Annotated in this window: 20 protein-coding genes; 15 read left to right on the top strand and 5 right to left on the bottom strand. The window is 38.9% G+C overall.

The window, feature by feature from the left end:
• Window positions 1–52: 52 nt before the first annotated feature.
• Window positions 53–754, top strand: coding sequence for a ribose 5-phosphate isomerase A (rpiA, locus tag AC6CH7_RS07765; protein ID WP_498262134.1), 702 nt, complete (start codon window positions 53–55; stop codon window positions 752–754).
• Here the strand turns inward: rpiA and AC6CH7_RS07760 are convergent.
• The 3 genes from AC6CH7_RS07760 to AC6CH7_RS07750 all read right to left on the bottom strand — a co-directional run bounded on the left by AC6CH7_RS07760 (window position 726) and on the right by AC6CH7_RS07750 (window position 5,022).
• Window positions 726–1,613, bottom strand: coding sequence for a cation diffusion facilitator family transporter (locus tag AC6CH7_RS07760; RefSeq protein WP_498262133.1), 888 nt, complete (start codon window positions 1,611–1,613; stop codon window positions 726–728). The two genes, rpiA and AC6CH7_RS07760, sit on opposite strands and share 29 nt — an antisense overlap.
• Window positions 1,614–1,799: 186 nt before the next feature.
• Window positions 1,800–4,340, bottom strand: a complete 2,541-nt coding sequence (locus AC6CH7_RS07755) for an ABC transporter permease (RefSeq protein WP_498262132.1) — start codon at window positions 4,338–4,340, stop codon at window positions 1,800–1,802.
• Window positions 4,327–5,022, bottom strand: a complete 696-nt coding sequence (locus AC6CH7_RS07750; RefSeq protein WP_498262131.1) for an ABC transporter ATP-binding protein — start codon at window positions 5,020–5,022, stop codon at window positions 4,327–4,329. The genes AC6CH7_RS07755 and AC6CH7_RS07750 overlap by 14 nt, the downstream gene beginning before the upstream one ends.
• An 83-nt stretch (window positions 5,023–5,105) precedes the next feature.
• On the opposite strand from AC6CH7_RS07750, the gene AC6CH7_RS07745 reads away from it, so the two are divergent.
• The 4 genes from AC6CH7_RS07745 (at window position 5,106) to dnaE (ending at window position 10,549) form a co-directional block, all read left to right on the top strand.
• Entirely contained in the window at window positions 5,106–5,801 is a 696-nt protein-coding gene (locus AC6CH7_RS07745) for an arylesterase (RefSeq protein WP_498262130.1), read from the top strand.
• A 53-nt stretch (window positions 5,802–5,854) separates the two neighbouring features.
• Complete coding sequence (locus AC6CH7_RS07740) at window positions 5,855–6,337, top strand: hypothetical protein (protein WP_498262129.1); 483 nt, start codon at window positions 5,855–5,857, stop codon at window positions 6,335–6,337.
• 99 nt (window positions 6,338–6,436) lie between these two features.
• Window positions 6,437–7,594: a DNA polymerase IV gene (gene dinB / locus AC6CH7_RS07735; RefSeq protein WP_498262128.1), complete on the top strand. Its 1,158-nt coding sequence runs from the start codon at window positions 6,437–6,439 to the stop codon at window positions 7,592–7,594.
• Between the two features lie 3 nt (window positions 7,595–7,597).
• Window positions 7,598–10,549, top strand: coding sequence for a DNA polymerase III subunit alpha (dnaE, locus tag AC6CH7_RS07730; RefSeq protein ID WP_498262127.1), 2,952 nt, complete (start codon window positions 7,598–7,600; stop codon window positions 10,547–10,549).
• A gap of 314 nt (window positions 10,550–10,863) precedes the next feature.
• Here dnaE and AC6CH7_RS07725 read toward each other — a convergent pair whose 3' ends face one another.
• On the bottom strand, window positions 10,864–12,162 hold the full coding sequence (locus tag AC6CH7_RS07725; protein ID WP_498262126.1) for an MFS transporter: 1,299 nt from the start codon (window positions 12,160–12,162) through the stop codon (window positions 10,864–10,866).
• 281 nt (window positions 12,163–12,443) lie between these two features.
• Between AC6CH7_RS07725 and AC6CH7_RS07720 the strand changes: the two genes are divergently transcribed.
• Window positions 12,444–12,635: a hypothetical protein gene (locus AC6CH7_RS07720; RefSeq protein WP_048906978.1), complete on the top strand. Its 192-nt coding sequence runs from the start codon at window positions 12,444–12,446 to the stop codon at window positions 12,633–12,635.
• Between the two features lie 15 nt (window positions 12,636–12,650).
• Here the strand turns inward: AC6CH7_RS07720 and trxA are convergent, their stop codons facing one another.
• Window positions 12,651–12,947 carry a thioredoxin gene (trxA, locus tag AC6CH7_RS07715; RefSeq protein ID WP_498262125.1) on the bottom strand — a complete coding sequence of 99 codons (297 nt, stop codon included), beginning with the start codon at window positions 12,945–12,947 and terminating at the stop codon, window positions 12,651–12,653.
• Between the two features lie 111 nt (window positions 12,948–13,058).
• Here trxA and AC6CH7_RS07710 point away from each other — a divergent pair, with 111 nt between their 5' ends.
• The 9 genes from AC6CH7_RS07710 (at window position 13,059) to AC6CH7_RS07670 (ending at window position 21,206) form a co-directional block, all read left to right on the top strand.
• Window positions 13,059–13,667: a DUF1684 domain-containing protein gene (locus AC6CH7_RS07710; protein WP_498262124.1), complete on the top strand. Its 609-nt coding sequence runs from the start codon at window positions 13,059–13,061 to the stop codon at window positions 13,665–13,667.
• A gap of 100 nt (window positions 13,668–13,767) precedes the next feature.
• Complete coding sequence (locus AC6CH7_RS07705; RefSeq protein WP_498262123.1) at window positions 13,768–14,289, top strand: DinB family protein; 522 nt, start codon at window positions 13,768–13,770, stop codon at window positions 14,287–14,289.
• A gap of 17 nt (window positions 14,290–14,306) precedes the next feature.
• Entirely contained in the window at window positions 14,307–14,909 is a 603-nt protein-coding gene (locus tag AC6CH7_RS07700) for an alpha-ketoglutarate-dependent dioxygenase AlkB family protein (protein ID WP_498262122.1), read from the top strand.
• Between the two features lie 130 nt (window positions 14,910–15,039).
• Window positions 15,040–15,645 carry a TetR/AcrR family transcriptional regulator gene (locus tag AC6CH7_RS07695; protein WP_498262121.1) on the top strand — a complete coding sequence of 202 codons (606 nt, stop codon included), beginning with the start codon at window positions 15,040–15,042 and terminating at the stop codon, window positions 15,643–15,645.
• Window positions 15,646–15,695: 50 nt separating this feature from the next.
• Window positions 15,696–16,127, top strand: a complete 432-nt coding sequence (locus AC6CH7_RS07690; protein WP_498262120.1) for a DoxX family protein — start codon at window positions 15,696–15,698, stop codon at window positions 16,125–16,127.
• Window positions 16,128–16,174: 47 nt separating this feature from the next.
• Complete coding sequence (locus tag AC6CH7_RS07685) at window positions 16,175–16,774, top strand: hypothetical protein (protein ID WP_498262119.1); 600 nt, start codon at window positions 16,175–16,177, stop codon at window positions 16,772–16,774.
• Window positions 16,775–16,896: 122 nt separating this feature from the next.
• On the top strand, window positions 16,897–19,335 hold the full coding sequence (locus tag AC6CH7_RS07680) for a PIG-L family deacetylase (protein WP_498262118.1): 2,439 nt from the start codon (window positions 16,897–16,899) through the stop codon (window positions 19,333–19,335).
• 12 nt (window positions 19,336–19,347) lie between these two features.
• Window positions 19,348–19,497, top strand: a complete 150-nt coding sequence (locus tag AC6CH7_RS07675) for a hypothetical protein (protein WP_172659566.1) — start codon at window positions 19,348–19,350, stop codon at window positions 19,495–19,497.
• Window positions 19,494–21,206, top strand: a complete 1,713-nt coding sequence (locus AC6CH7_RS07670; protein WP_498262117.1) for a sodium:solute symporter family protein — start codon at window positions 19,494–19,496, stop codon at window positions 21,204–21,206. The genes AC6CH7_RS07675 and AC6CH7_RS07670 overlap by 4 nt, the downstream gene beginning before the upstream one ends.

Here is a 21,206-nt window from a genome sequence, read left to right as displayed (position 1 = left end):
AATTTTTGAAAACAAGGTAGAGATAATTCTGATTAATTTCTAAATTGCCGGCATGATCGATTATAAGATAGAAGCAGCAAAGGCGGCTCTGCCATTTATTAAAATAGGCCAAATTGTAGGTTTGGGTGCAGGAACAACGGTATCTCATCTGGTAGATATGGTGAAGCACGATGAGGATTTGGCTGTAGGTGTTACTTTTACTTCGTCGTCTTTTAAAACCACTGCTTATTTGCAGCAATGCGGATTAAAGGTGCAATCGCCATCGTTACTTAAAAAAATAGATGTTTATTTTGATGGCTGTGATCAGTTTGATGAAGGTTTGAATGCTTTGAAAAGTGGCGGTGGTATCCATACTACTGAAAAAATATTGGCATCGATGGCTACGGATTTTATTTTGATAGGAGATGAGGGGAAATTTGTACCGAAGCTGGATGCTGCTTATCCTTTGGTGTTGGAGATATTACCTCAGGCTTTGCAAATGGTACTGGGAAGATTGTCGTTTGAGTTTCCCGGAGCAGACATAAAGCTACGTATGAGTACGCAAAAAGACGGTGCGCTTATTTCAGATAATGGAAATTTGCTGGCTGATGTTCACTTTGCAGAATTGCCGGAATTAGAAAAACTTAATGTTCAGATTAAAATGATACCTGGCGTTGTGGAGCACTCTCTATTTTACGGAATGGCTGCAAAAGCAATAATAGCAGGAAAAAATGGGATTAAGATAATTACGCCGAGTGTGGCTCAACGTGTATAATTACATCTTTAATACTTAAATCTGAGGCCAGGAGTTCATCTTTAACCTGATGGGCTACCTGGTGGGCAGTAAATACATCAATGGTTCCATCTACTTCTATATGCATATCTACATAATACTGTAACCCCATTTTTCTTACATAGCATTTCTCTACTTCTTTTACTTCGACGTGCTGGGCAGCTATCTCGGTAATTTCTGCTATAAATTCTGGTGATGGAGCGGCATCCATGATTTCTGAAAATGCCGGACGGATGATCTTTATTGCATTATAAATGATGAACACGCAGGCCATTAATGCTGCCCAGTCGTCTGCTCCTTCATAGCCTTTGCCTAATACAAGAGCAATTACAATTCCGATAAATGCTGCAATAGAGGTGATTGCATCACTCCTGTGATGATAAGCATCTGCCTTTACAGCCTGACTGTTCAGTCGTTTTCCGACTTTGAGTACATAGCGGAATAAAAGTTCTTTAGAGAGGATTACGACCAGCAATACAATTAGGGTATAGCCTTTAGGCAATCCGTGAGGTGTTCTGATATAATATATAGAATGATACCCAATCCAGCCTGCGGCAGCAATTAGAAAAAGTCCTATTAATACAGCAGCGATGGGTTCAGCCTTACCATGTCCGTATGGATGCCCCTGATCGGCAGGGCGTTGAGCATATATAAGTGCCAGCCATAATAATCCTGAACTAACCACATCTGCACCAGACTCGGTAGCGTCTGCGATAAGTGCATAGGAATGACCAAGATATCCAGAAAGACCCTTTACAAATATTAAAGCTATACTGATAATGATGCCTAGCTGAGTAGTTCGTATAGCTTCTTTAGATGAGTTTTTTGATGATAATTCCATTGCAAAGTTAGTGTTCGTAGGTACCCAAAAGGTGTGTTTACTATTCAAAACCTGCTCAGCCGAGATCCTGAAATAAATTCAGGATGACGACCTTACTTTTTCTGTTAAAACCTTTTGGGGCGCAAAAATAGCTTTTTGAATGGACGTGTGTTGCATATTTTTGAATAAATTATTATCAATAATAGTTTAAGCGTTTAATACTGCTAAAGGTGGGGTATTTAATACTTTTCTGCTGCTCAATACACCCGTTAATACAACCAAAATGCAGATTAGGATAAACAGCAATAGGATTGGTAACAGGGAAGGAGTAAAACTGGTGTCGAAGCTAAAGACGGCCAGCAACCAACTGCCTCCAAGAGCAAGAATTATTCCTGCACCGGCAGAAAAAGCTCCCAGAAATAGGTACTCTATAGCCGTAATTACAATGATCTGTTTTCGACTGGCTCCCAAGGTTCTGAGCAGTACGCTTTCTCTTAATCGTTGGCCCCTGCTTGTGAGCACAGCAGAAATGAGTACTATCCAGCCGGTTGCCATGCTAAAAGCAGCCATAAACTGTATTACGAAACTTATTTTTGATAACAACTCATCTAAGGTCTTTAATATAAGCCCCAGATCTATTACAGATACATTAGGGAATTTTCTTACCACAGCGCTTTGGAATTTAGCCGAAACGTCATTTGAGGTAATTCGTGTCATCAAAACATGAAATTGCGGGGCATCCTCTAATACACCTGTAGGAAAAACAACCCTGAAATTGGTTTGCATTCTTGCCCAGTTCACTTCTCTTAAACTTCCTACAACGGTAGGTATTAACAATCCCTGAACGTTAAAAACGATACTGTCGCCAACGCCCACATGGATGTTCCTGGCATAGCCTTCTTCTAATGAAACGTAGACCTTTTCTTCCGGTTTTGCTTTGCCTTGCCATACACCTTCAGTTACTTTTTCTGCCGAGGTCAGGCTATCCTGGAAAGTTACCCTAAGCTCTCCTTGAAAAGCACGTTTGGAATCACCTGCAGTATCCTGAAGTGCTGTTTTTCCGTTGATTTTTTCAATTCTAACGGTTACAACTGGCACCTGGTTCATTACCGGTAATTTATAATCTCTGGTTAATGTGGCAATTGCTTCCTTTTGTTCATTTTGAATGTCAAACAGTATCATATTTGCCTGATTAGCGGCAGAGGATATGGTTACCCTTTTTATTAAAATGCCCTGTACAAAAAACAGTGTACAGATGAATGCTGCGGACAGGCCTATAGATACGGTAAGCATAAGGGTTTGGTTATTTGGTCGGTAGAGATTCGCGAACCCCTGCCTCCATAAATAACTTGAAGAAGCTGGTATGAGCCTTTTTACTGCCCACATTAAGAGCCTGGATAAAGCAAAAAGTAAGAGGAACGAGATTAAGATACTTCCGGTAAATACAGCTGCCTGCATCCAACTACTCATTTGAAATCTGGTAAATGCCAGGACAAAAAGCAGGATGAGTAGATATACGATCCATTTTAAGGGATCTCTTGGATCGTTTGATTTTTCAAACGAATGTCTGATGGCGTTTAATGGAGAGATAATGCGTACTGAAAGGAGTGACGGCAGGGTAAATAAAACTGAAATGACTAAGCCCAGCAGTACTCCTTGTCCGATGGCAAGCCATGAAATTTGGAGGGTAAGTTCTACGGGAATGAAATCTTTTAATACTATCGGTAATGCGAACTGTATAATTGTGCCCAATGCAGCACCTAAAACAGCACCAATAAATCCTATAAAAACAATTTGGATGAGGTAAATTAAAAATGCCTCCCAGGCTTTTAAACCCAGGCAACGGAGGGTAGCTATAGAGTTTAGTTTCTCGCCAATATATACATGGATAGCACTTCCAACACCTATGCATCCCAATAAAAGGGCAATAAATCCTGATAGTTCAAGAAATCTGCTTACGTCTCTGAAGGATTTTCCGGTACTTTCCTTTTTAGATTCCACAGTTTCTGTGTCGAGGTTTTCTTTATCAAGCAAACGCTGGATTTTTTTAACCTGACCAGTTACGGCAGATGGCTTATTGTACCTGTAGTAATACTTGTATTGGATTCTGCTGCCTATTTTGGTTAATCCGGTTTGTTCAAGGTATTTTAATGGGATATAAACAACAGGTGCTACGGTAGCTGATATTCCGGTTTGTCCGGGTGCCTTATCTAATATTCCGGCTATTAGGAAGTTAACAGAGCCAATTTTAATAGAATCTCCGGGTTTGGCATTGAACTGCAGCATTACTGTTTTGTCAACTAATGCCCTGCGCTCTTGCCGAAAGGTACTTGCCGCATTTACAGGAGTAGTTTCTATGGTTCCGTAAAATGGGTAATTGCCTTCAAGTGCGCGCACCTGTACCAATCTGCTGCCTTCATTTTTAAGGAAATAGATCATTGAAGCGAAACTTCTTTCCGAAGCTTTTTCATTTCCCAGTGTATCTAGTACTGCTTGTGTTTTTGCGCTTACAGGCTTGCGTGCCTGTATCACAAGGTCTGCCCCTGTAAGCATTTTGGCCTGATTGTCAATATCGCGTTGCATGTTATCCCTGAACGAATACACGGCTACTAAAGCTGCAATTCCCAGGATAATAGAGGATACGAAAAGAAACAGTCGGGATTTATTGCGACGGGCATCACGCCAGGCCATTTTAAAAAGCCAGCCGATGTTTACGGATCTTTTAAGTGCGGAATTATCTTGTTGCATTTGGATCGTCTGAAATGATTACGCCACCTTTTATTTTTATTATCCTGTTTGTACGCATAGCCAGTTCAAGATCGTGTGTAACTATGATCAACGTAGTTCCGGCATCTCTGTTCAGTTCAAACATTAGTTTTTCTATTTTTTCGCTGGTTTCGGCATCCAGATTACCTGTAGGTTCATCGGCAAAGAGTATAGCCGGTTTATTGGAAAATGCCCTTGCCAGCGAAACACGTTGCTGTTCGCCACCAGAAAGCTGTACCGGATAATGATGTGAGCGCTCTGCAAGACCTACTTTATCTAATAGGTCCATAGCGTGTGTGCGAATGTCTTTCTCGCCACGCAATTCCATTGGTACCATCACGTTTTCAAGCGCGGTAAGGGTTGGCATCAGCTGAAAGTTTTGGAATATAAAGCCTATGTAGCGATTGCGTACCGCTGCCCGCTGATCTTCTGTGAGCTCATCTAGTTTAATGCCATTTAGCTTAACGGAGCCGGTAGTAGATCTATCCAGCCCTGCACAAAGCCCTAAAAGCGTAGTCTTGCCACTGCCCGATGGGCCTGTAATTGCAAGGGTAGAGCCTCCTTCTACGGAGAAACTGACGTTATTTAGGACGGTAAGTTCTTTTCCGGCACTTTTATATATTTTACTTACATTTTCAATATGGAGTATGTTTTCTGAAGGCATATCATTAATAAATAGGTATTTTTATAGTTAAATATACGAGGCCTGACTAGTTATGGCTAATTTTAGATTTATATTACATAGATATGTTACGTTTTAAAGCTTCAACCCTGATCATACTTTTGTCAATTGTATTGGCATCGTGCGGAAATAATCAAAATAAACAGAATGATGAAACATTAAAGGCAAAACCTGCAGAGGTGGCACCTGTTGCTACTGAAGTTCCGGTTAAAGAGAAGAATATTTTATTCTTCGGTACAAGTTTGACAGCAGGATATGGATTGGAACAAGGAGAGGCTTATCCGGAACTTTTACAGAAAAAGCTGGATTCACTTAAGCTTCCTTATAAAGCAATAAACGGCGGACTAAGTGGAGAAACCTCTGCCGCCGGGAAGAACAGGATAGATTGGTTGCTAAAACAACCTATAGCTATTTTTGTGCTTGAATTGGGCGCTAATGATGGCTTGCGGGGAATAGCGGTTAATGAAACTACTGCAAATTTGCAGATTATAATAGATAAGGTTAAAAAGAAATACCCTCAGGCTAAAATGATTTTAACCGGAATGGAAGTTCCGCCTAATATGGGAGCTAAGTATGCTTCTGATTTTAGGAATATGTTTAAAGCGCTTGCAGCTAAAAATGAAATGGTTTTTCTGCCGTTTTTGCTGGAGGGGGTAGCGGGTATTCCTAAGCTAAATCAGAATGATGGCATTCATCCTACTGCCGAGGGACAAAAGATCCTGGCGGAAAACGTTTGGACGAAATTGAAAGGTGTGCTGTAATTAGTAAAGATTTTTTTTACTATCTTCATTATCTAATCAAATAGCAATAGTGTATGAACATAGTCGTTAAAATTTGGGTACGCAACCCTGAATGGTACTGTGATGAGCATAAAAATCCCGATCTCCGAAAGGAATGGGAACAATTGAATGCAGCTAAAATTCCAAAACACTCTCATTGCGCTGCGTTTAAATTTTCTGAAGAAGTAACTGGCTATTCTAAAAAGGATACCAATACTTATGAACTGATCATCTCTGCCGAAGATGAAGGCAATGAAAATTCGGCTGTTTTAGGTACGGTTATATTAGAAGATGTTCATGTAACTGAATTTAAGCATGGAGAAGGTAGTACCCCCGTTGTGATATCAAATGATATTATTCATGATATTGTTACTACTCAGAAAGAAAATGGGAAGATCTGCTGGAATTATTATCTTAAAGAAAACATAGCTATTTTAAATCTGGAATCTAATATCTGGCTATCTGCTACTCACAAGGATCAAATTTTAAAGGAAGTTCCGGGCCTTATGCTTGCTTAAACGAATAGTAAACCCGTTAGTTTAGCTAATTCATTTAGTTAGATAGTTGTTTTACTAATTTTATTAGTTTAATTTTGTCGTGACCTAAATTTATTTGTCATGAGGGAAGGGAAGCAAATAATTCATATGGATCAGGACGCATTTTTCGTGTCTGTAGAACTAAAAAAAGATAGTAGTCTTATTGGAAAACCTGTAATTATTGGCGGCATGTCAGATCGTGGAGTAGTAACTTCATGTAGCTATGAGGCCCGAAAATTTGGAGTACACGCAGCGATGCCAGCCAGAATGGCAAAGATGCTGTGTCCGCATGGGGTTTTTATTAAAGGCAGCATGGACGCTTATTCTAAAGCATCTCATGAAATTACCGACATTATAAGGGAAAGGGTGCCGCTGTTTGAAAAAGCCAGTATTGATGAGCATTATATAGATATGACGGGGATGGATAGGTTCCATGGCTGTATGACTTATGCACATGAACTTCGGCAAACTATTATGAAGGAATCGGGCTTGCCAATTTCTTTTGGGCTATCGGTAAATAAAACGGTTTCCAAGATGGCAACTAACGAATGTAAGCCAAGAGGCGAGAAGAATGTTGAGGCATCGGGTGTACAACGTTTTTTAAATCCTCTTTCAATCAGAAAAATTCCGGGACTGGGCGAAAAGACCTTTGTGAAGCTTAGTGATATGGGTATTAAGAAGATTTATACGCTGGCCCAGATCCATCCGGATCAGATGAATATGCTGATGGGTAAAAATGGGTTATCGTTGCTTCAAAGAGCTAAAGGCATAGACAATAGCCCAGTAATTCCTTACGCCGAGCAGAAAAGTATTGGCACACAGTGTACATTTAAAGCGGATACCATAGATGTAAACATGATCAACAACCTGCTTACTTCGATGGTAATGGATATTGCATTTCAACTGAGAGAAAAAAAGAAACTTGCAGCCTGCATTACTGTAACGATTAGGTATTCCAACTTTGAGGATGTTACCAAACAGGCATCCATCCCTTACACCTCACTTGATGGTACGCTTATTCAGAAAGCAAGGGAACTTTTTAAACAGGTATATACCAAGAGGATGTTGTTGCGACTTGTTGGTGTGCGTTTATCTAGTCTGGTAAATGGGTTTGAACAAATAGATATGTATGGTGAATCGCAGGAGCAATATAGCCTGGTGCAGGCAATGGACAGGATTCGCAAGCGCTTTGGAGAAAAGGCAGTAACAAGGGCATCTGTGTTAAATATTGAGTTATAAGCCATGTACCTGAACGTCCATTCTCAATATAGCCTGCGCTATGGTACTATGTCTATCGAAAAGCTCATAAAGGAAGCTACTTTTCGAGGGGTTACACAGATGGTGCTTGCAGATATCAATAACTCTACAGGGATTATGGAGTTTATGAGAGCATGTATTAAGAGCGGTATTAAGCCTATTGGAGGTATTGAATTTAGACGAAATAAGCAGTTACTTTATATTGGGGTTGCCAGGGATAAGGAGGGGATGAAGGAATTGAATGATTTCCTGACTGAGCATAACCTGGAACAGAAGGAGCTGCCCGACAAGGCAAAACCTTTTAAAAATGCAGTTGTAATTTATCCGTACGCGGATAGTATTATGAGCAGGTCATTAGGAGGAAATGAATATCTGGGAATTCGCTATGATGAATTACATAGCCTGCATGGTAAAGATATCAGTCATATAAAAGATAAATTACTTGTATTACAGCCTGTTTTTGTGGCCAATAGGCTCGAATACCGTTTACATGAATATCTGAGGGGGGTAGATTTGAATACGCTGCTTACGATGGTGGGGCCTGAAGATAAATGTAGCAGCACCGATATGTTTCTGCCGGCAGGGGAGTTGGAAGCTAGATTTAATAAATACGCCTTTATACTAGATAATACGCGGAAACTGATGGATGGCTGCAGGATGAATTATGAGCAGGGGAAAGTATACCTAAACCGTAAGACCTTTACCGGGAGTAAGAATGATGATAAAGCATTGCTTGAAAAGCTGGCAATGGGAGGTCTGATTTATCGTTATGGGAAGAACAATAAGGAGGCACTAAGAAAAGTAGAGAACGAGCTAAAGGTCATTAATGACCTTGGGTATTGTGCCTATTTCTTAATCACATGGGATATTATTCGTTATTCTATGTCTAAGGGTTATTATCATGTAGGCAGGGGCTCAGGAGCTAATAGTACCGTAGCTTTTTGTTTGCGTATTACTGACGTAGATCCGCTGGAACTTGATTTGTATTTTGAGCGGTTTCTGAATGCACAACGTACCTCGCCCCCAGATTTTGATATTGATTATTCCTGGGATGAGCGTGAAGATGTGCAGGATTATATTTTTAAGCGTTACGGAAAAGAACATACTGCGTTGCTAGGCACGATGAGTACCTTTAAAGACCGCTCCATTATCCGTGAGATTGGTAAGGTAATGGGCCTGCCAAAAGCTGAGATTGATGGCTTTACAGATCTGGCTAAAGCTGCTGAAAATAGAAACAATCCTACTTTTGAAAAGATTACTGCCATATACGAAATGATGAAGGAGATACCCAATCAAAGAAGTATTCATGCTGGTGGCATACTGATTTCGGAAGAACCGATTACCTATTACACCGCATTGGATTTACCACCCAAAGGAATGCCCACTGTACAGTGGGATATGTACGAAGCGGAGGCTATTGGTTATGATAAATATGATATACTAAGCCAAAGAGGGATAGGACATATCAAAGAAGCAGTGAGATTGGTAGCGGAAAACCAGCAACATAAAATAGATATCCACCAGGTAAAGGCGTTTATGAACGATGCTAACCTGAATAACAAGTTGAAATTTGGCAATAGTATTGGGTGTTTTTATATCGAATCGCCTGCTATGCGGCAATTACTTATCAAACTAGGCTGCGAGAATTACCTGACATTAGTTGCGGCCAGCAGTATTATTAGGCCTGGGGTTGCGCAATCAGGTATGATGAAGGCTTACATTCAGAATTTTCATAGACCAGACGTTGTAGAATACCTGCACCCAGTAATGAAGGAGCAGCTGGAAGATACTTTTGGGGTAATGGTTTATCAGGAGGATGTGATTAAGATTTGTATTCATTATGCGGGGATGGATGGTACGGATGCAGACATTTTGAGACGGGGGATGAGTGGGAAATATCGTTCGAAAATAGAGTTTAATAAGCTGGTAGAGAAGTTTCATGAAGGGGCAAAGGCATTGGGCAGGTCAGAGGCCATTACGGCTGAGGTATGGAGGCAGGTATTCTCTTTTGCAGGTTATAGTTTCTCTAAAGCACATTCGGCAAGTTTTGCAGTAGAAAGTTATCAGAGTTTACATTTAAAAACCTACTATCCCCGGGAGTTTATGGTTGCTGTGCTGAATAATTATGGCGGGTTTTATGCGCGTTGGTTATATGTTCATGAGTTACAAAAAGCCGGCGCGAAGGTGCATTTGCCCTGTGTAAATATAAGTATGTCTGTAGTGTCTATTAAAGGGATCGATGCTTACCTGGGGCTTATTGGTATACAAGGGCTTGAGAATAGATTTATAGAATTAATTCCTGAGGAGGTTGAGCGAAATGGTGCATTTACTGATCTGGAGGATTTTGTAAAACGTACTGGGATGGGACTGGAACAGGTAATCATTTTGATTAGGGTGGGAGCTTTAAGGTTTACCGGAAAGAGTAAGAAAACTTTGTTGTGGGAGGTGCATATGATGTTGAGTGGTAAAGTTAAGCCTGTTAATCATTCAGAACTTTTTCATTTGGAAAGCAAACATTATATACTGCCGGAGCTGATTAATACTGAGCTGGAAGATGCTTATCATGAGTTGGAGTTGCTTGGGTTTCCTTTGTCGCTTTCTATGTTTGATCTATTGAAAACCCCATACAGAGGAGATGTGCGCACAAATAATCTAATACAATATGTTGGGCAAACAGTAAAAATGGTGGGATTGTATGTTTGTGAAAAGACTGTGCATACGAAGAACAATAAGAAAATGTGGTTTGGTACCTTTCTCGATGCAGATGGAAATTTCTTTGATACTACACATTTTCCAAACAGTACGCCTAACTATCCTTTTAGAGGAAAAGGTTGCTACCTGATCTTGGGTAAAGTAGTGGAGGATTTTGGTTTTCCAAGTGTTGAGGTAATCAGGTTTGCAAAACTACCTATTGTGGATAACCCTGTGATGGATTGAGTTTGATTAAATACAAAATTTGGAATTTTATTTTTTATGGGTCATAATGCCAAACAAAAAGTTGCCGAAAAGTTAATAGCCGGAAAAAGTGCGGAATATGTGGTGTTCTTTGCTTTTGAATCAAGAGAATAGGACTTTTGTTAATAGAATTGTGTGCCTAAATTGTAGTCTCATAAATAAATTTTTGCTTAGCACTTTTCGTTTTAATTATGTCTATTAAGATTTGTAGACATGCTTATTTGGTTTTTAGGCATTGTTGTTCCTGCATCGAACAGCAATGCCTTCCTTAAAACATTCACACGGAAATTTATTTGTCAGTTGTCCTGATTCAATTTTGAAGTCTTCTTTGTATCCTTCATGAAAATATACACCATCAGGGATATGAAAATACAGATGGTAATGTACCAGTAGTAATATTCTTCATGGTTTGAGTCTTTTAACTGCAGGGCGATATATTCAGCTGATCCACCGAAGATGGCAACAGTTAGTGCATAAGGTAATCCAACACCCAGGGCTCTGACCTGGGCAGGAAATAATTCGGCCTTTACTACTGCGTTGATACTGGTATAACCACTAACTATGATTAATGCTATCATTAACAGAAAAAAAGCCTGCCACTGGGAGGTGATGTGACTTAGTGTAGTAAGCAACGGAACCGTGCATATTGTGCCTAATATACCAAAAGCGATAAGGAGTGGTCGCCTTCCTATTTTGTCAGACAACGCTCCGAATAGGGGCTGTAAACATGCAAAGATAAATAGCGTTAAAAATGACATGAGTGTAGATTGCTCTTTTGTCATGTGGACAGTATTGACAAGGAACTTTTGCATATAAGTTGTGTAGGTATAGAAAGCGAGAGTTCCACCTAGTGTTAATCCTATTACGGTAATTACTGCTTTGGGATGTTTTAATAATTCTTTTATGGTTCCTTTCTTTTCGTTTCCGCATTGCTTTTGGTTCTCGAATGCTTTTGTCTCATCGAGGTTTTTTCTAAGATAAAGCGCAACAACGGAAAGGATGGCACCGAATACGAATGGAATGCGCCAACCCCATTCCTGAAGTTGCGTTTCGGATAGTAGTACTCTTTGTAGGATTAATTGAATAGCGAGGGCTAGTAATTGGCCTCCTATTAAAGTTACATATTGAAAACTTGAGTAAAATCCGCGTCTGTTTTTGTTGGCCATTTCACTTAAATAGGTCGCAGATACACCATACTCGCCACCAACACTTAAGCCTTGAAGCAACCTTGCAGTTAACAAAAGGATAGGTGCTAAAATACCAATGGTTTTATAGGTTGGTGTTAAGGCGATTAGAAAAGAACCCAGCGACATCAATAATACAGAAAGCGTCATGGACTGTTTACGGCCAACACGATCGGCAATGCGACCAAAAATATAGCCCCCAAGTGGGCGCATTAAAAAACCTAAAGCAAATATCCCTGCGGTATTTATTAGCTGTACTGTGGGATTTCCTTCAGGAAAAAAGGAAGCGGAAAAATAAATTGCAAAAGCAGAGTAGGCGTACCAGTCGTACCATTCTACAAGATTACCTATGGAACCACCAAAAATGGCTTTTAGTCTTCTTGCCGAGATTTTATCATCATTTCCTTCCATAGGTTTTATAGTTAAATGCAATTTATATAGTTTGATCTTTATATATGCAAAAATGGATCAACTAAAAATTTTTAAAGGCATATACAATATTTTGTTTCTAAATGCGTCTTTATATGGAGAGCGTTAATTTAGATATACAGGAATGGTCGGTAGGATCATTCCTGTTTTCTTTTTATAGCCTATCCAGTTGTAATATAATTGTAACTATATTCCATGGTTATTTGATGAACGAATTAATTTGTATCTTGTATTGTTTATTTTTATCTGTAAAGCAGTACGTTATGAATCAAAAAGAAATCAAAGACGAGTATGTTAACGCAGTTAACAAGATCGAAACCATTCTTAAATTTGATAAACATGTTTATCCTACGGCAACTGATTTTATTGGTCACCTTTTAAAGCTATCTAAAAGTCATCATTTTGAAGTGTTAACAAAAGACGGTTCTAAACTGGAAGATGCTATTAATGGATAAAATAGGGGGATAAAGTTATGTGTATTGGCTTATAAGCTGTTGTAGTTGTGTTGCCTGAACAACTCCAGATTGTCTCCAAAGAATTTTACCTTGTTTGAAGAGTATAAAAGTAGGTACACCTTGCACGCCGTATGCAGCAGCAGCGGCTTGATTCTTGTCGACATCTATTTTTAGAATGGTTGCAGTCTCTCCAACTTGTTTTTTCAGTGTATCCAGAATGGGAGCCATAACCTTGCATGGGCCACACCATGTAGCATAAAAATCGACAAGTACCGGTTTATCACCTTTAATGATTTCTGAGAATGTAGCCATAGTATTATTAGTTTAATGTTATGTTATTCTGAGCAACAAACAGAATGCCACATACCGGAATGGGATTTCTAATATATAAATTGATAGCTTTGTAAGCTAGATTTTAATGATATGATTAGATATTGCTTTATACTGTTTATGATGACTCAAATGAACAGTTTTGCACAAGATTATAAAATACAGATTGCAACCCACCGTGAAAATTACAAAGCAGATTTTTTGAAGGATACCCGTTCACCGCTAAAGGAAAATGATCTAAAGAGTTTGCATTTTTTTGAAGCCGATAGTAACTATAGGGTAAAAGCGAATATAGAACTTTTAATGAATGAAACATCATTCCAGATGCCAACTTATACCGGTACTAGCCGGGAATATATCCGTTATGCAATTCTCAGTTTTAAGTTAAATGGCGAACCTCAGAAACTTACTATATATAAAAGCATTTCTTTATCCAAAATTGCTGAATATAAGGATCATTTATTTCTGCCATTTACTGATGAAACCAACTCAACGGAATCATACGGAGGTGGAAGGTATATTGACTTAAGCAGTCAGGATATTTCAGGGAACTTTATTGAGGTCGATTTCAATAAGGCCTACAATCCTTATTGTGCTTATAGCGATGGTTACCAATGCCCTAAACCTCCGGCGGAGAATGATTTGAAACTTAAGGTTAAAGCTGGTGAAATGATCTATACCGGAGATAAAAAACATAAATAATCATTTCTTTTTTTATTTAAAAACAGGCTGCCATAGGGTTGTCAGTGGGGGTGGTTTTCTTTGTATAAGAAAAAAGATTAACCATCAAAAACCCTACATTATGACTACGATTAACACAACTACAGAAACAGTTTCGACACCTTTATTTATTAACTCTACTGCTTTATTGGACCATTGGCAAGGTCATCGCAGACTTACAAGACGTGTGATTGAGGCTTTTCCGGAAGATAAACTATTTAATTATTCTGTTGGAGGAATGCGCCCGTTAGCCGGTTTGATAAGCGAAATTACCAGCATGTCTGGTCCAGGTGTAAAAGGCATTGCTACCGATGAGTGGACAACCATTAATGAAATGGATCATCATACAGGGAAAACTGATGTGGATTCAAAGGAGGCTCTGTTAAAGGAATGGGATAGGATTACAGATGAGATCAATACTTATTGGGCACAGATTCCAGAAGAGAAATTTCAGGAAGTAGTGTTGGCATTTGGCCAATATGAAGGAGAAGCTTATGGTATTATCCTTTATTTTATCGATAACGAGATTCATCACCGTGCACAGGCTACTGTCTACTTGCGCAGTTTGGGTATTGAGCCACCTGCATTTTGGAACAGAGATTAATTGCCTAAATTGCATGCATGGAAAAAATCTATGGTGATCATGTAAATCTATTAACGATACCCGGGGAAGCATTTTTTCATCCGGGTTTTTTTGTGGAGGATGATAGTTATATGTTTCTGGACAGGTTAACCGAGGAGACCGAATGGAAACAGGAACCCATAAAGATTTTTGGAAAAACTATTCTTCAACCCCGTTTTACTGCCTTTTATGGAGATGATGATGTTAGCTATACTTATTCTGGTATTACCATGAATGCTTTGCCATGGACAACTACTTTACAAAGCATAAAGGAAAGCATTGAAACTGCTTTTGATACCAAATTTAATGCCTGTCTGCTGAACCACTACCGAGATGGGAAAGACTATATGGGCTGGCATAGAGACAATGAAAAGAATTTGGGTAAATTTCCTGTGATCGCCTCTGTTAGTTTCGGTGCATCAAGAATTTTTCAATTTAGAAATTATAAGGATAAGCTGCCAATTGTTTCTATTGAATTGACCCACGGTAGCTTGCTGATTATGAAAGGGGAGACCCAGCACTACTGGGAGCATAGGCTTCCGAAGACGATAATTGAAACTCAACCTAGAATTAATTTGACCTTTAGAGCGATTAAAATTTAGTGGTTTTAGTTATTCGTTTCATACGAAATATAAAAAAATTGTTGTAATTAAGTCAGAAAAACATTTCAAGTTTTAATTGTATCTTAAACCCTTTACTTTTGTTAACACTGTTAACTAAAATTCAACTAGTATGGGGATCGCAGAACGTAAAATCAGACAAAAGGAAGAGTTCAGGGCTAGCATACTTGAAGCTGCCTGGCTACAAGTGCTAACTGATGGTTGGCAATCTTTATCTATTCGTAAAATTGCTGATGCCATTGAATACAGTATTCCGGTTATCTACAATCATTTCGAAAATAAGGAGGCTATTCTTTTGGAATTTACTAAAGAGGGATTTCAAAAACTCGCAGATGCGCTACTCGAAGTAAAGAATAAATATACTGAACCATCTGAACAACTGGAGGCCATTGCTCATGCTTACTGGGACTTCGCTTTTGAACATAAGGAATACTATCAGTTGATGTTTGGCCTTGGGATACCTGCATGCGAAATGGTAAACCAAATTGCAGAAATGAAATACATGACAGGTATTATGATCACAACTATTCAGGAAGCAATTGCCTCTAGCAATAATACTGAAACCAACTATTTTTTAAAGTATCATACTTATCTTTCGATACTGCATGGTTTGGTCTCAATAGAGATGATCCAGAAGGTAGGGAGACCCGATCCGGAGAAGAAATTAATCCTTCAGGACGCGATCTCGGGATTTATTAAATCACTTACAATTAAATAATCACCAAAATTTCTATATTTATCATTAACTGAAAAACTGAAAGTTTAAACATGAGAAAACTATTTAACACTAATTTCAACAATGAGGGCGTACATTTTATGCTGCTTATTACACGTATTGCTATTGCCGCATTTATGCTTACACATGGTCTTCAAAAATTACCATGGCTTTTGGCAGGAGGTGAGATTCAATTTGCAGATCCAATAGGTCTTGGTCAAACAGCATCTCTAGTATTAACCGTGTTTGCTGAAGTTGTATGTTCCGTTTTAGTTTTGTTAGGTCTGGGAACCAGATTTGCAGTAATACCTCTGATTATACTTATGATTGTAGCCGCTCTTGTTATTCATGCACCGGATGCATTTGAGAAAAAGGAACTTGCATTCCATTATCTGCTTACTTACTTATTTTTACTTGTTGCTGGTCCTGGTAAATATAGTATTGATCATTTGATAAGCCGTAGTATGAATGGCCGTAGACGGTAGTAAAAATCTATTTGTATAATTTTACCGAATAATCCGTTATAGCTGTTATGAAAAAGATATTATTAGTTTGCCTGATGGCGATAGGGGTAGCTGGTTGTGGTATAAACAAACAGGCACGACAAATAAAAGCACTTGAAAGATGTAAATATAGGATCACTTCTGCTGATGAGATTACTCTGGCGGGAGCTGATGTGAAAAAGATGATCAGCAATCAGGATATTAATTTGGGTAGCCTTCCAGGACTAGCTCTGGGATTATTGAGAAAAGATGTTCCATTAAGAGCTCGTTTGAACCTGGAAGTGAAAAACCCTTCAGGTGATGATGCTTCCATTAATCAGTTTGAATACAAAATATTAATTAACAGACAGGAGCTTGCCACTGGTTTTGTAAATCAGGAAGTAAATGTTGCTGCAGGACAGGCTACGGTAGTGCCTGTTGATATGGAGGTAAACATCTATCCGTTTATCTCTGACAGCAAGGTAATGAGAGAGATCACTGAGTTTATTCAATCTGGAAAGAATGGACCCGAAAAGAAAGGGATACTTACACTTAAAATCAGACCAAGTATTAAAGTTGCCGGTGGATTAGTGAAATATCCGGGTTTTATTACTATTGATAAAGAAGTAAGTAGTAAAATTCTCCTATAAGAACCGTAGTATTTTTGCAGGATTGTTACGGAGTTTAGTTTTTAATAACACTTCGGATTAATGTTTTTTAATTATTTTCGGGCTATCTTGAGGTCACATAAAATGTAATCTAAGATGTGTATATGAAGTTACGTTTATGCCTGCTCCTGCTTACTGTACTGGTTCCTTCGTTAATTAAAGCTCAGAATATGCAGCAGCTTAATGCTGCTGAGATTAAACAAGGCCTTGAAGGATTGAATGTTGTTGGTAGTGTATTATATATTGCCGCGCATCCTGATGATGAAAATACCCGTTTATTGGGCTATTTGGCGAAAGAGAAAAAAGTTAGAGCTGGTTATTTATCATTAACCAGGGGTGATGGGGGACAAAATCTCATCGGTAATGAACAGGCTGAATTACTTGGACTGATCCGTACCCAGGAATTGCTGGCTGCCAGACGTACGGATGGTGCTGAACAGTTCTTTACAAGAGCGAACGACTTTGGATTTTCCAAGAATTCGGATGAGAGTTTTAAGATCTGGGATAAATCAAAAATACTGGCCGATGTAGTCTGGGTGATTCGTAAGTTTCAGCCTGATGTGATCATTACCCGCTTTCCTGAAGATTCACGCGCAGGTCATGGACATCATTCTGGTTCTGCAATATTGGCTCATGAAGCTTTTATAGCAGCTGCTGATCCTAAGCAATTTCCTGAACAGCTTGCTTTTGTAAAAACATGGCAGGCAAAACGCATTCTTTGGAATACCTTTAACTTTGGAGGGAATAATACGACCTCAGATGACCAGCTAAAAATTGATGTTGGCGGGTATAATGCGTTATTAGGTAAAAGTTATGGAGAAATTGCTGCCGAAAGTAGATCTAATCATAGAAGCCAGGGCTTTGGTTCTTCCAGACAACGTGGATCAGCTATAGAGTTTTTTAGTTATGTAGCTGGTGAAAAGGCTTCGAAAGATATATTTGAGGGGGTAGATTTTACGCTTAATCGAAATCCTGGAAATGGAGAGGTACAAAAACTTGTTTCCGAAATAAATGCAGAATATGATGTTGCCGATCCATCTAAATCGGTAATAAAACTTTTACAACTTAAGCAACTGGTAAAAGGAAGACCTTTTAAACAAGATTTACTGGACGACTTGATCCTGGCATGTGCAGGAATCTGGTTTGAAAGCGCCGCGGCAAGCTCATCTTATGCTTTAGATGCTCCTGTTGATGTTAGAATACAGGCTATTGCAAGGGCTAAGCAAGGTTTTCCCTTAAAGATTAGTATTACGGAAATTAATAGCAAAGCTTCTTTTGATTTGCCGCTTAATCAATTTGTTTCTCAGGATAAAACTATATCAACCTCGGCCGTAGGAATTACTCAGCCTTACTGGTTGGAAAAGAAACACACTTTAGGTTCATATGTAGTTGATTCATTATCAAAGATAGGGCTTGCAGAAAACCCGATAGGCTTAAGCGGTCTGTTCCGGATCAAAATAGGTGATCAGGTGATTGAAAAGAAACGGCCTGTAGTTTATAAATATACAGATCAGGTGCGTGGTGAAATTTATAAACCTTTAGTAATTGCGCCTCCTGTTACTGCTACTATGAGTGAAAAGGCATTTGTTTTTATTAATAATGAACCTAAAAGAATAGCTATTCAGCTCAGAAGTTTTAAGGATAATGCAGTAGGAGTATTGAAGCCCGCAATTCCAATGGGATGGAAGGTTGTTCCTGAAAATATTAGCTTTAACCTGGTTAAAAAAGGTGAAGAACAGACTGTTGAATTTACAATTACCCCAGCGGGGAGTACCATTAGCGGTAGTTTAGTTTTAAATGTTGTTGTTGATGGCAAAACGTACAATCGTGCTTTGCATGTAATAGACTATGAGCATATTCCTACTCAAACACTTTTTCCATTTGCTGAGGCAAAGGTGGATAAGGTAGACTTAAAGTTGGCAGGAAAGCGCATAGGCTATATAGCAGGAGCGGGAGATTTGGTTCCGGAGTCATTAAAGCAGATTGGTTACGAGGTGATCAATTTAACCGCCGGACAGGTTATAAATGGGGATCTTTCGGGATTCGATGCAATAATTGCTGGTGTTAGGTTATATAATGTAAGTGAACAGATTAAAAGCATGCAGCCTAAACTAATGAGGTATGTAAATGATGGCGGCACTTTTCTGATTCAGTATAATGTAAATGGCCCGTTGAGGTTAGATAATTTAGGCCCATACCCTTTTGGTTTATCGCGTGATAGGGTAACTGAAGAAGATGCCAAAGTGACAATACTAAAAACTGATGATCCTGCTTTGAACTATCCGAATAAAATTACCAATAAAGATTTTGAAGGCTGGGTGCAGGAGCGGGGATTATATTTTGTTACAGATGCCGATCAAAAGTATAGGGCTCTTTTGGGCATGCATGATGATGGTGAAGGTGAGAAGACGGGGTCTTTAATTATCGCAGAATACGGCAAGGGTAGATTTGTTTATACTGGATTATCATTTTTCAGACAACTACCGGCTGGTGTACCAGGTGCTTATAGACTCTTTGTGAATTTAATATCAGTTAAGAAGTAATATAATAACAGCATGGCAGAGCATGACAACCCGGTACCAGAGAAACCAGAGCAAGAGCTACCGCCTTTTGTTAAAACCTGGAAACAATTTTACCGATTGCTGATAGGTTGGCTTGTATTCCTGATCCTGATCTTTTACGCATTTACAAAATACTTCGAATGAGTGTTATAGACTGGGCGGTATTAATTCTTACACTCGTTGTAATTGTAGTTTACGGCATTTATAAAAGCCGTGGGGCTCAAAATATTCAGGGCTACTTGCTGGGGAATCAATCTTTGCCCTGGTATCATGTTTGCCTATCAGTTATGGCAACGCAGGCCAGTGCAATTACTTTTTTATCTGCACCTGGATTGGCGTATTCTTCGGGGATGAGCTTTGTACAGTTTTATTTCGGTGTACCCCTGGCAATGATCGTTTTGTGTATCACTTTTGTGCCTATATTTCATCGTTTAAAGGTTTATACGGCTTACGAATACCTTGAACAACGGTTCGACCTTAAAACAAGGGCTTTAACGGCATTCCTTTTTCTTGTGCAAAGAGGGCTTTCTACGGGTATTACCATTTATGCCCCTTCAATTATCCTTTCTACTATTTTAAACATCAATACTACCTATACAACTTTGTTTATTGGAAGTTTGGTAGTGTTTTATACTGTTTATGGGGGTACAAAGGCAGTTTCCTATACGCAGATGCTTCAAATGAGCATCATATTTTGTGGTTTGTTTGCTGCAGGTGTTATGGTAGTTCATCTACTGCCAGCAGATATTGGCTTTGTGAAAGCGATAAACATAGCGGGTAAAATGGGTAGGGCAAATGCAATAGACTTTACCTTTGATCCGAATAATCAATACACTGTATGGACAGGTTTACTCGGAGGTTTCTTTTTACAATTATCGTATTTTGGAACTGATCAGAGTCAGGTTGGCCGTTATTTATCCGGTGCATCTGTTAGCCAGAGCAGACTGGGATTATTGATGAATGGCCTTGTTAAAATACCTATGCAGTTCCTGATATTGCTGATAGGCGTGTTGGTTTTTACTTTTTATCAATATAATAAACCACCTATATTCTTTAACAGTTTTGAGTTGAACAAGCTGGAGAATAGTAAGTATAATCCTGAACTGAATAAAATAAAGGCAGACTATGATGTGGCTTTTAAAGAAAAGCAACTTGAGGTTAACAAAATGAATGTTGCTTTGGATAAAGATGATAAGTCGTTGATTGACCAGCAGAGAAAGGCATTGCAACAGGCAGATGAGAAGGAGAAATTGATAAGAAAACAAGCTACAGACTTAATGGTTAAGAATGATGAGCATGCAAATACAAAAGATAACAACTATATATTTCTAAGTTTTGTAACTCAATATTTGCCACAGGGACTTATAGGGCTATTGATTGCCATCATATTCCTTGCTTCAATGGGATCTACAGCAAGTGCCTTAAATTCATTGGCATCCACAACAGTAATTGATATTTATAAGCGACTGATTAAGAAAGATGCTTCAGATCATGAATACCTGCAGGCCTCAAGGCTTGCCACCGTGTTCTGGGGTGTGGTTTGTGTTGTTATGGCGCTCTATGCAAGTAAAATAGGTAATTTATTAGAGGCTGTTAACATACTTGGGTCTTATATTTATGGGACCATACTTGGCGTTTTTCTAGTTGCGTTTTACGTAAGGCATGTAAATGGCAGGGCTGTGTTTTTTGCAGCTTTAGCAACGGAACTGGTGATTATAATTATTGGTAAACTTGATCTTGTTGCTTACCTATGGTTAAATGTGATTGGGTGTTTATTGGTAGTTCTTTTGTCGATAATTATTCAGAGTATGATGAAGAAAACAGAAATTGCCTTGGAGAAAAATAATATTTAA

It is taken from the genome of Pedobacter sp. GQ55, from assembly GCF_059758925.1.
The sequence above is the reverse complement of the archived record's forward strand: the minus strand, read 5'-3'. Positions and strand labels throughout refer to the sequence as shown.

Bases quoted from the DNA above. Each gene is read 5' to 3' on its own strand.
- AC6CH7_RS07750 (WP_498262131.1), bottom strand. From the start codon at position 5,022: ATGCCTTCAGAAAACATACTCCATATTGAAAATGTAAGTAAAATATAT.
- dnaE (WP_498262127.1), top strand. From the start codon at position 7,598: ATGTACCTGAACGTCCATTCTCAATATAGCCTGCGCTATGGTACTATG.
- AC6CH7_RS07720 (WP_048906978.1), top strand. From the start codon at position 12,444: ATGAATCAAAAAGAAATCAAAGACGAGTATGTTAACGCAGTTAACAAG.
- AC6CH7_RS07760 (WP_498262133.1), bottom strand. From the start codon at position 1,613: ATGGAATTATCATCAAAAAACTCATCTAAAGAAGCTATACGAACTACT.
- AC6CH7_RS07740 (WP_498262129.1), top strand. From the start codon at position 5,855: ATGAACATAGTCGTTAAAATTTGGGTACGCAACCCTGAATGGTACTGT.
- AC6CH7_RS07680 (WP_498262118.1), top strand. From the start codon at position 16,897: ATGAAGTTACGTTTATGCCTGCTCCTGCTTACTGTACTGGTTCCTTCG.
- rpiA (WP_498262134.1), top strand. From the start codon at position 53: ATGATCGATTATAAGATAGAAGCAGCAAAGGCGGCTCTGCCATTTATT.
- AC6CH7_RS07675 (WP_172659566.1), top strand. From the start codon at position 19,348: ATGGCAGAGCATGACAACCCGGTACCAGAGAAACCAGAGCAAGAGCTA.
- AC6CH7_RS07690 (WP_498262120.1), top strand. From the start codon at position 15,696: ATGAGAAAACTATTTAACACTAATTTCAACAATGAGGGCGTACATTTT.
- AC6CH7_RS07745 (WP_498262130.1), top strand. From the start codon at position 5,106: ATGTTACGTTTTAAAGCTTCAACCCTGATCATACTTTTGTCAATTGTA.
- AC6CH7_RS07695 (WP_498262121.1), top strand. From the start codon at position 15,040: ATGGGGATCGCAGAACGTAAAATCAGACAAAAGGAAGAGTTCAGGGCT.
- trxA (WP_498262125.1), bottom strand. From the start codon at position 12,947: ATGGCTACATTCTCAGAAATCATTAAAGGTGATAAACCGGTACTTGTC.
- AC6CH7_RS07725 (WP_498262126.1), bottom strand. From the start codon at position 12,162: ATGGAAGGAAATGATGATAAAATCTCGGCAAGAAGACTAAAAGCCATT.
- AC6CH7_RS07700 (WP_498262122.1), top strand. From the start codon at position 14,307: ATGGAAAAAATCTATGGTGATCATGTAAATCTATTAACGATACCCGGG.
- AC6CH7_RS07705 (WP_498262123.1), top strand. From the start codon at position 13,768: ATGACTACGATTAACACAACTACAGAAACAGTTTCGACACCTTTATTT.
- AC6CH7_RS07710 (WP_498262124.1), top strand. From the start codon at position 13,059: ATGATTAGATATTGCTTTATACTGTTTATGATGACTCAAATGAACAGT.
- AC6CH7_RS07685 (WP_498262119.1), top strand. From the start codon at position 16,175: ATGAAAAAGATATTATTAGTTTGCCTGATGGCGATAGGGGTAGCTGGT.
- AC6CH7_RS07670 (WP_498262117.1), top strand. From the start codon at position 19,494: ATGAGTGTTATAGACTGGGCGGTATTAATTCTTACACTCGTTGTAATT.
- AC6CH7_RS07755 (WP_498262132.1), bottom strand. From the start codon at position 4,340: ATGCAACAAGATAATTCCGCACTTAAAAGATCCGTAAACATCGGCTGG.
- dinB (WP_498262128.1), top strand. From the start codon at position 6,437: ATGAGGGAAGGGAAGCAAATAATTCATATGGATCAGGACGCATTTTTC.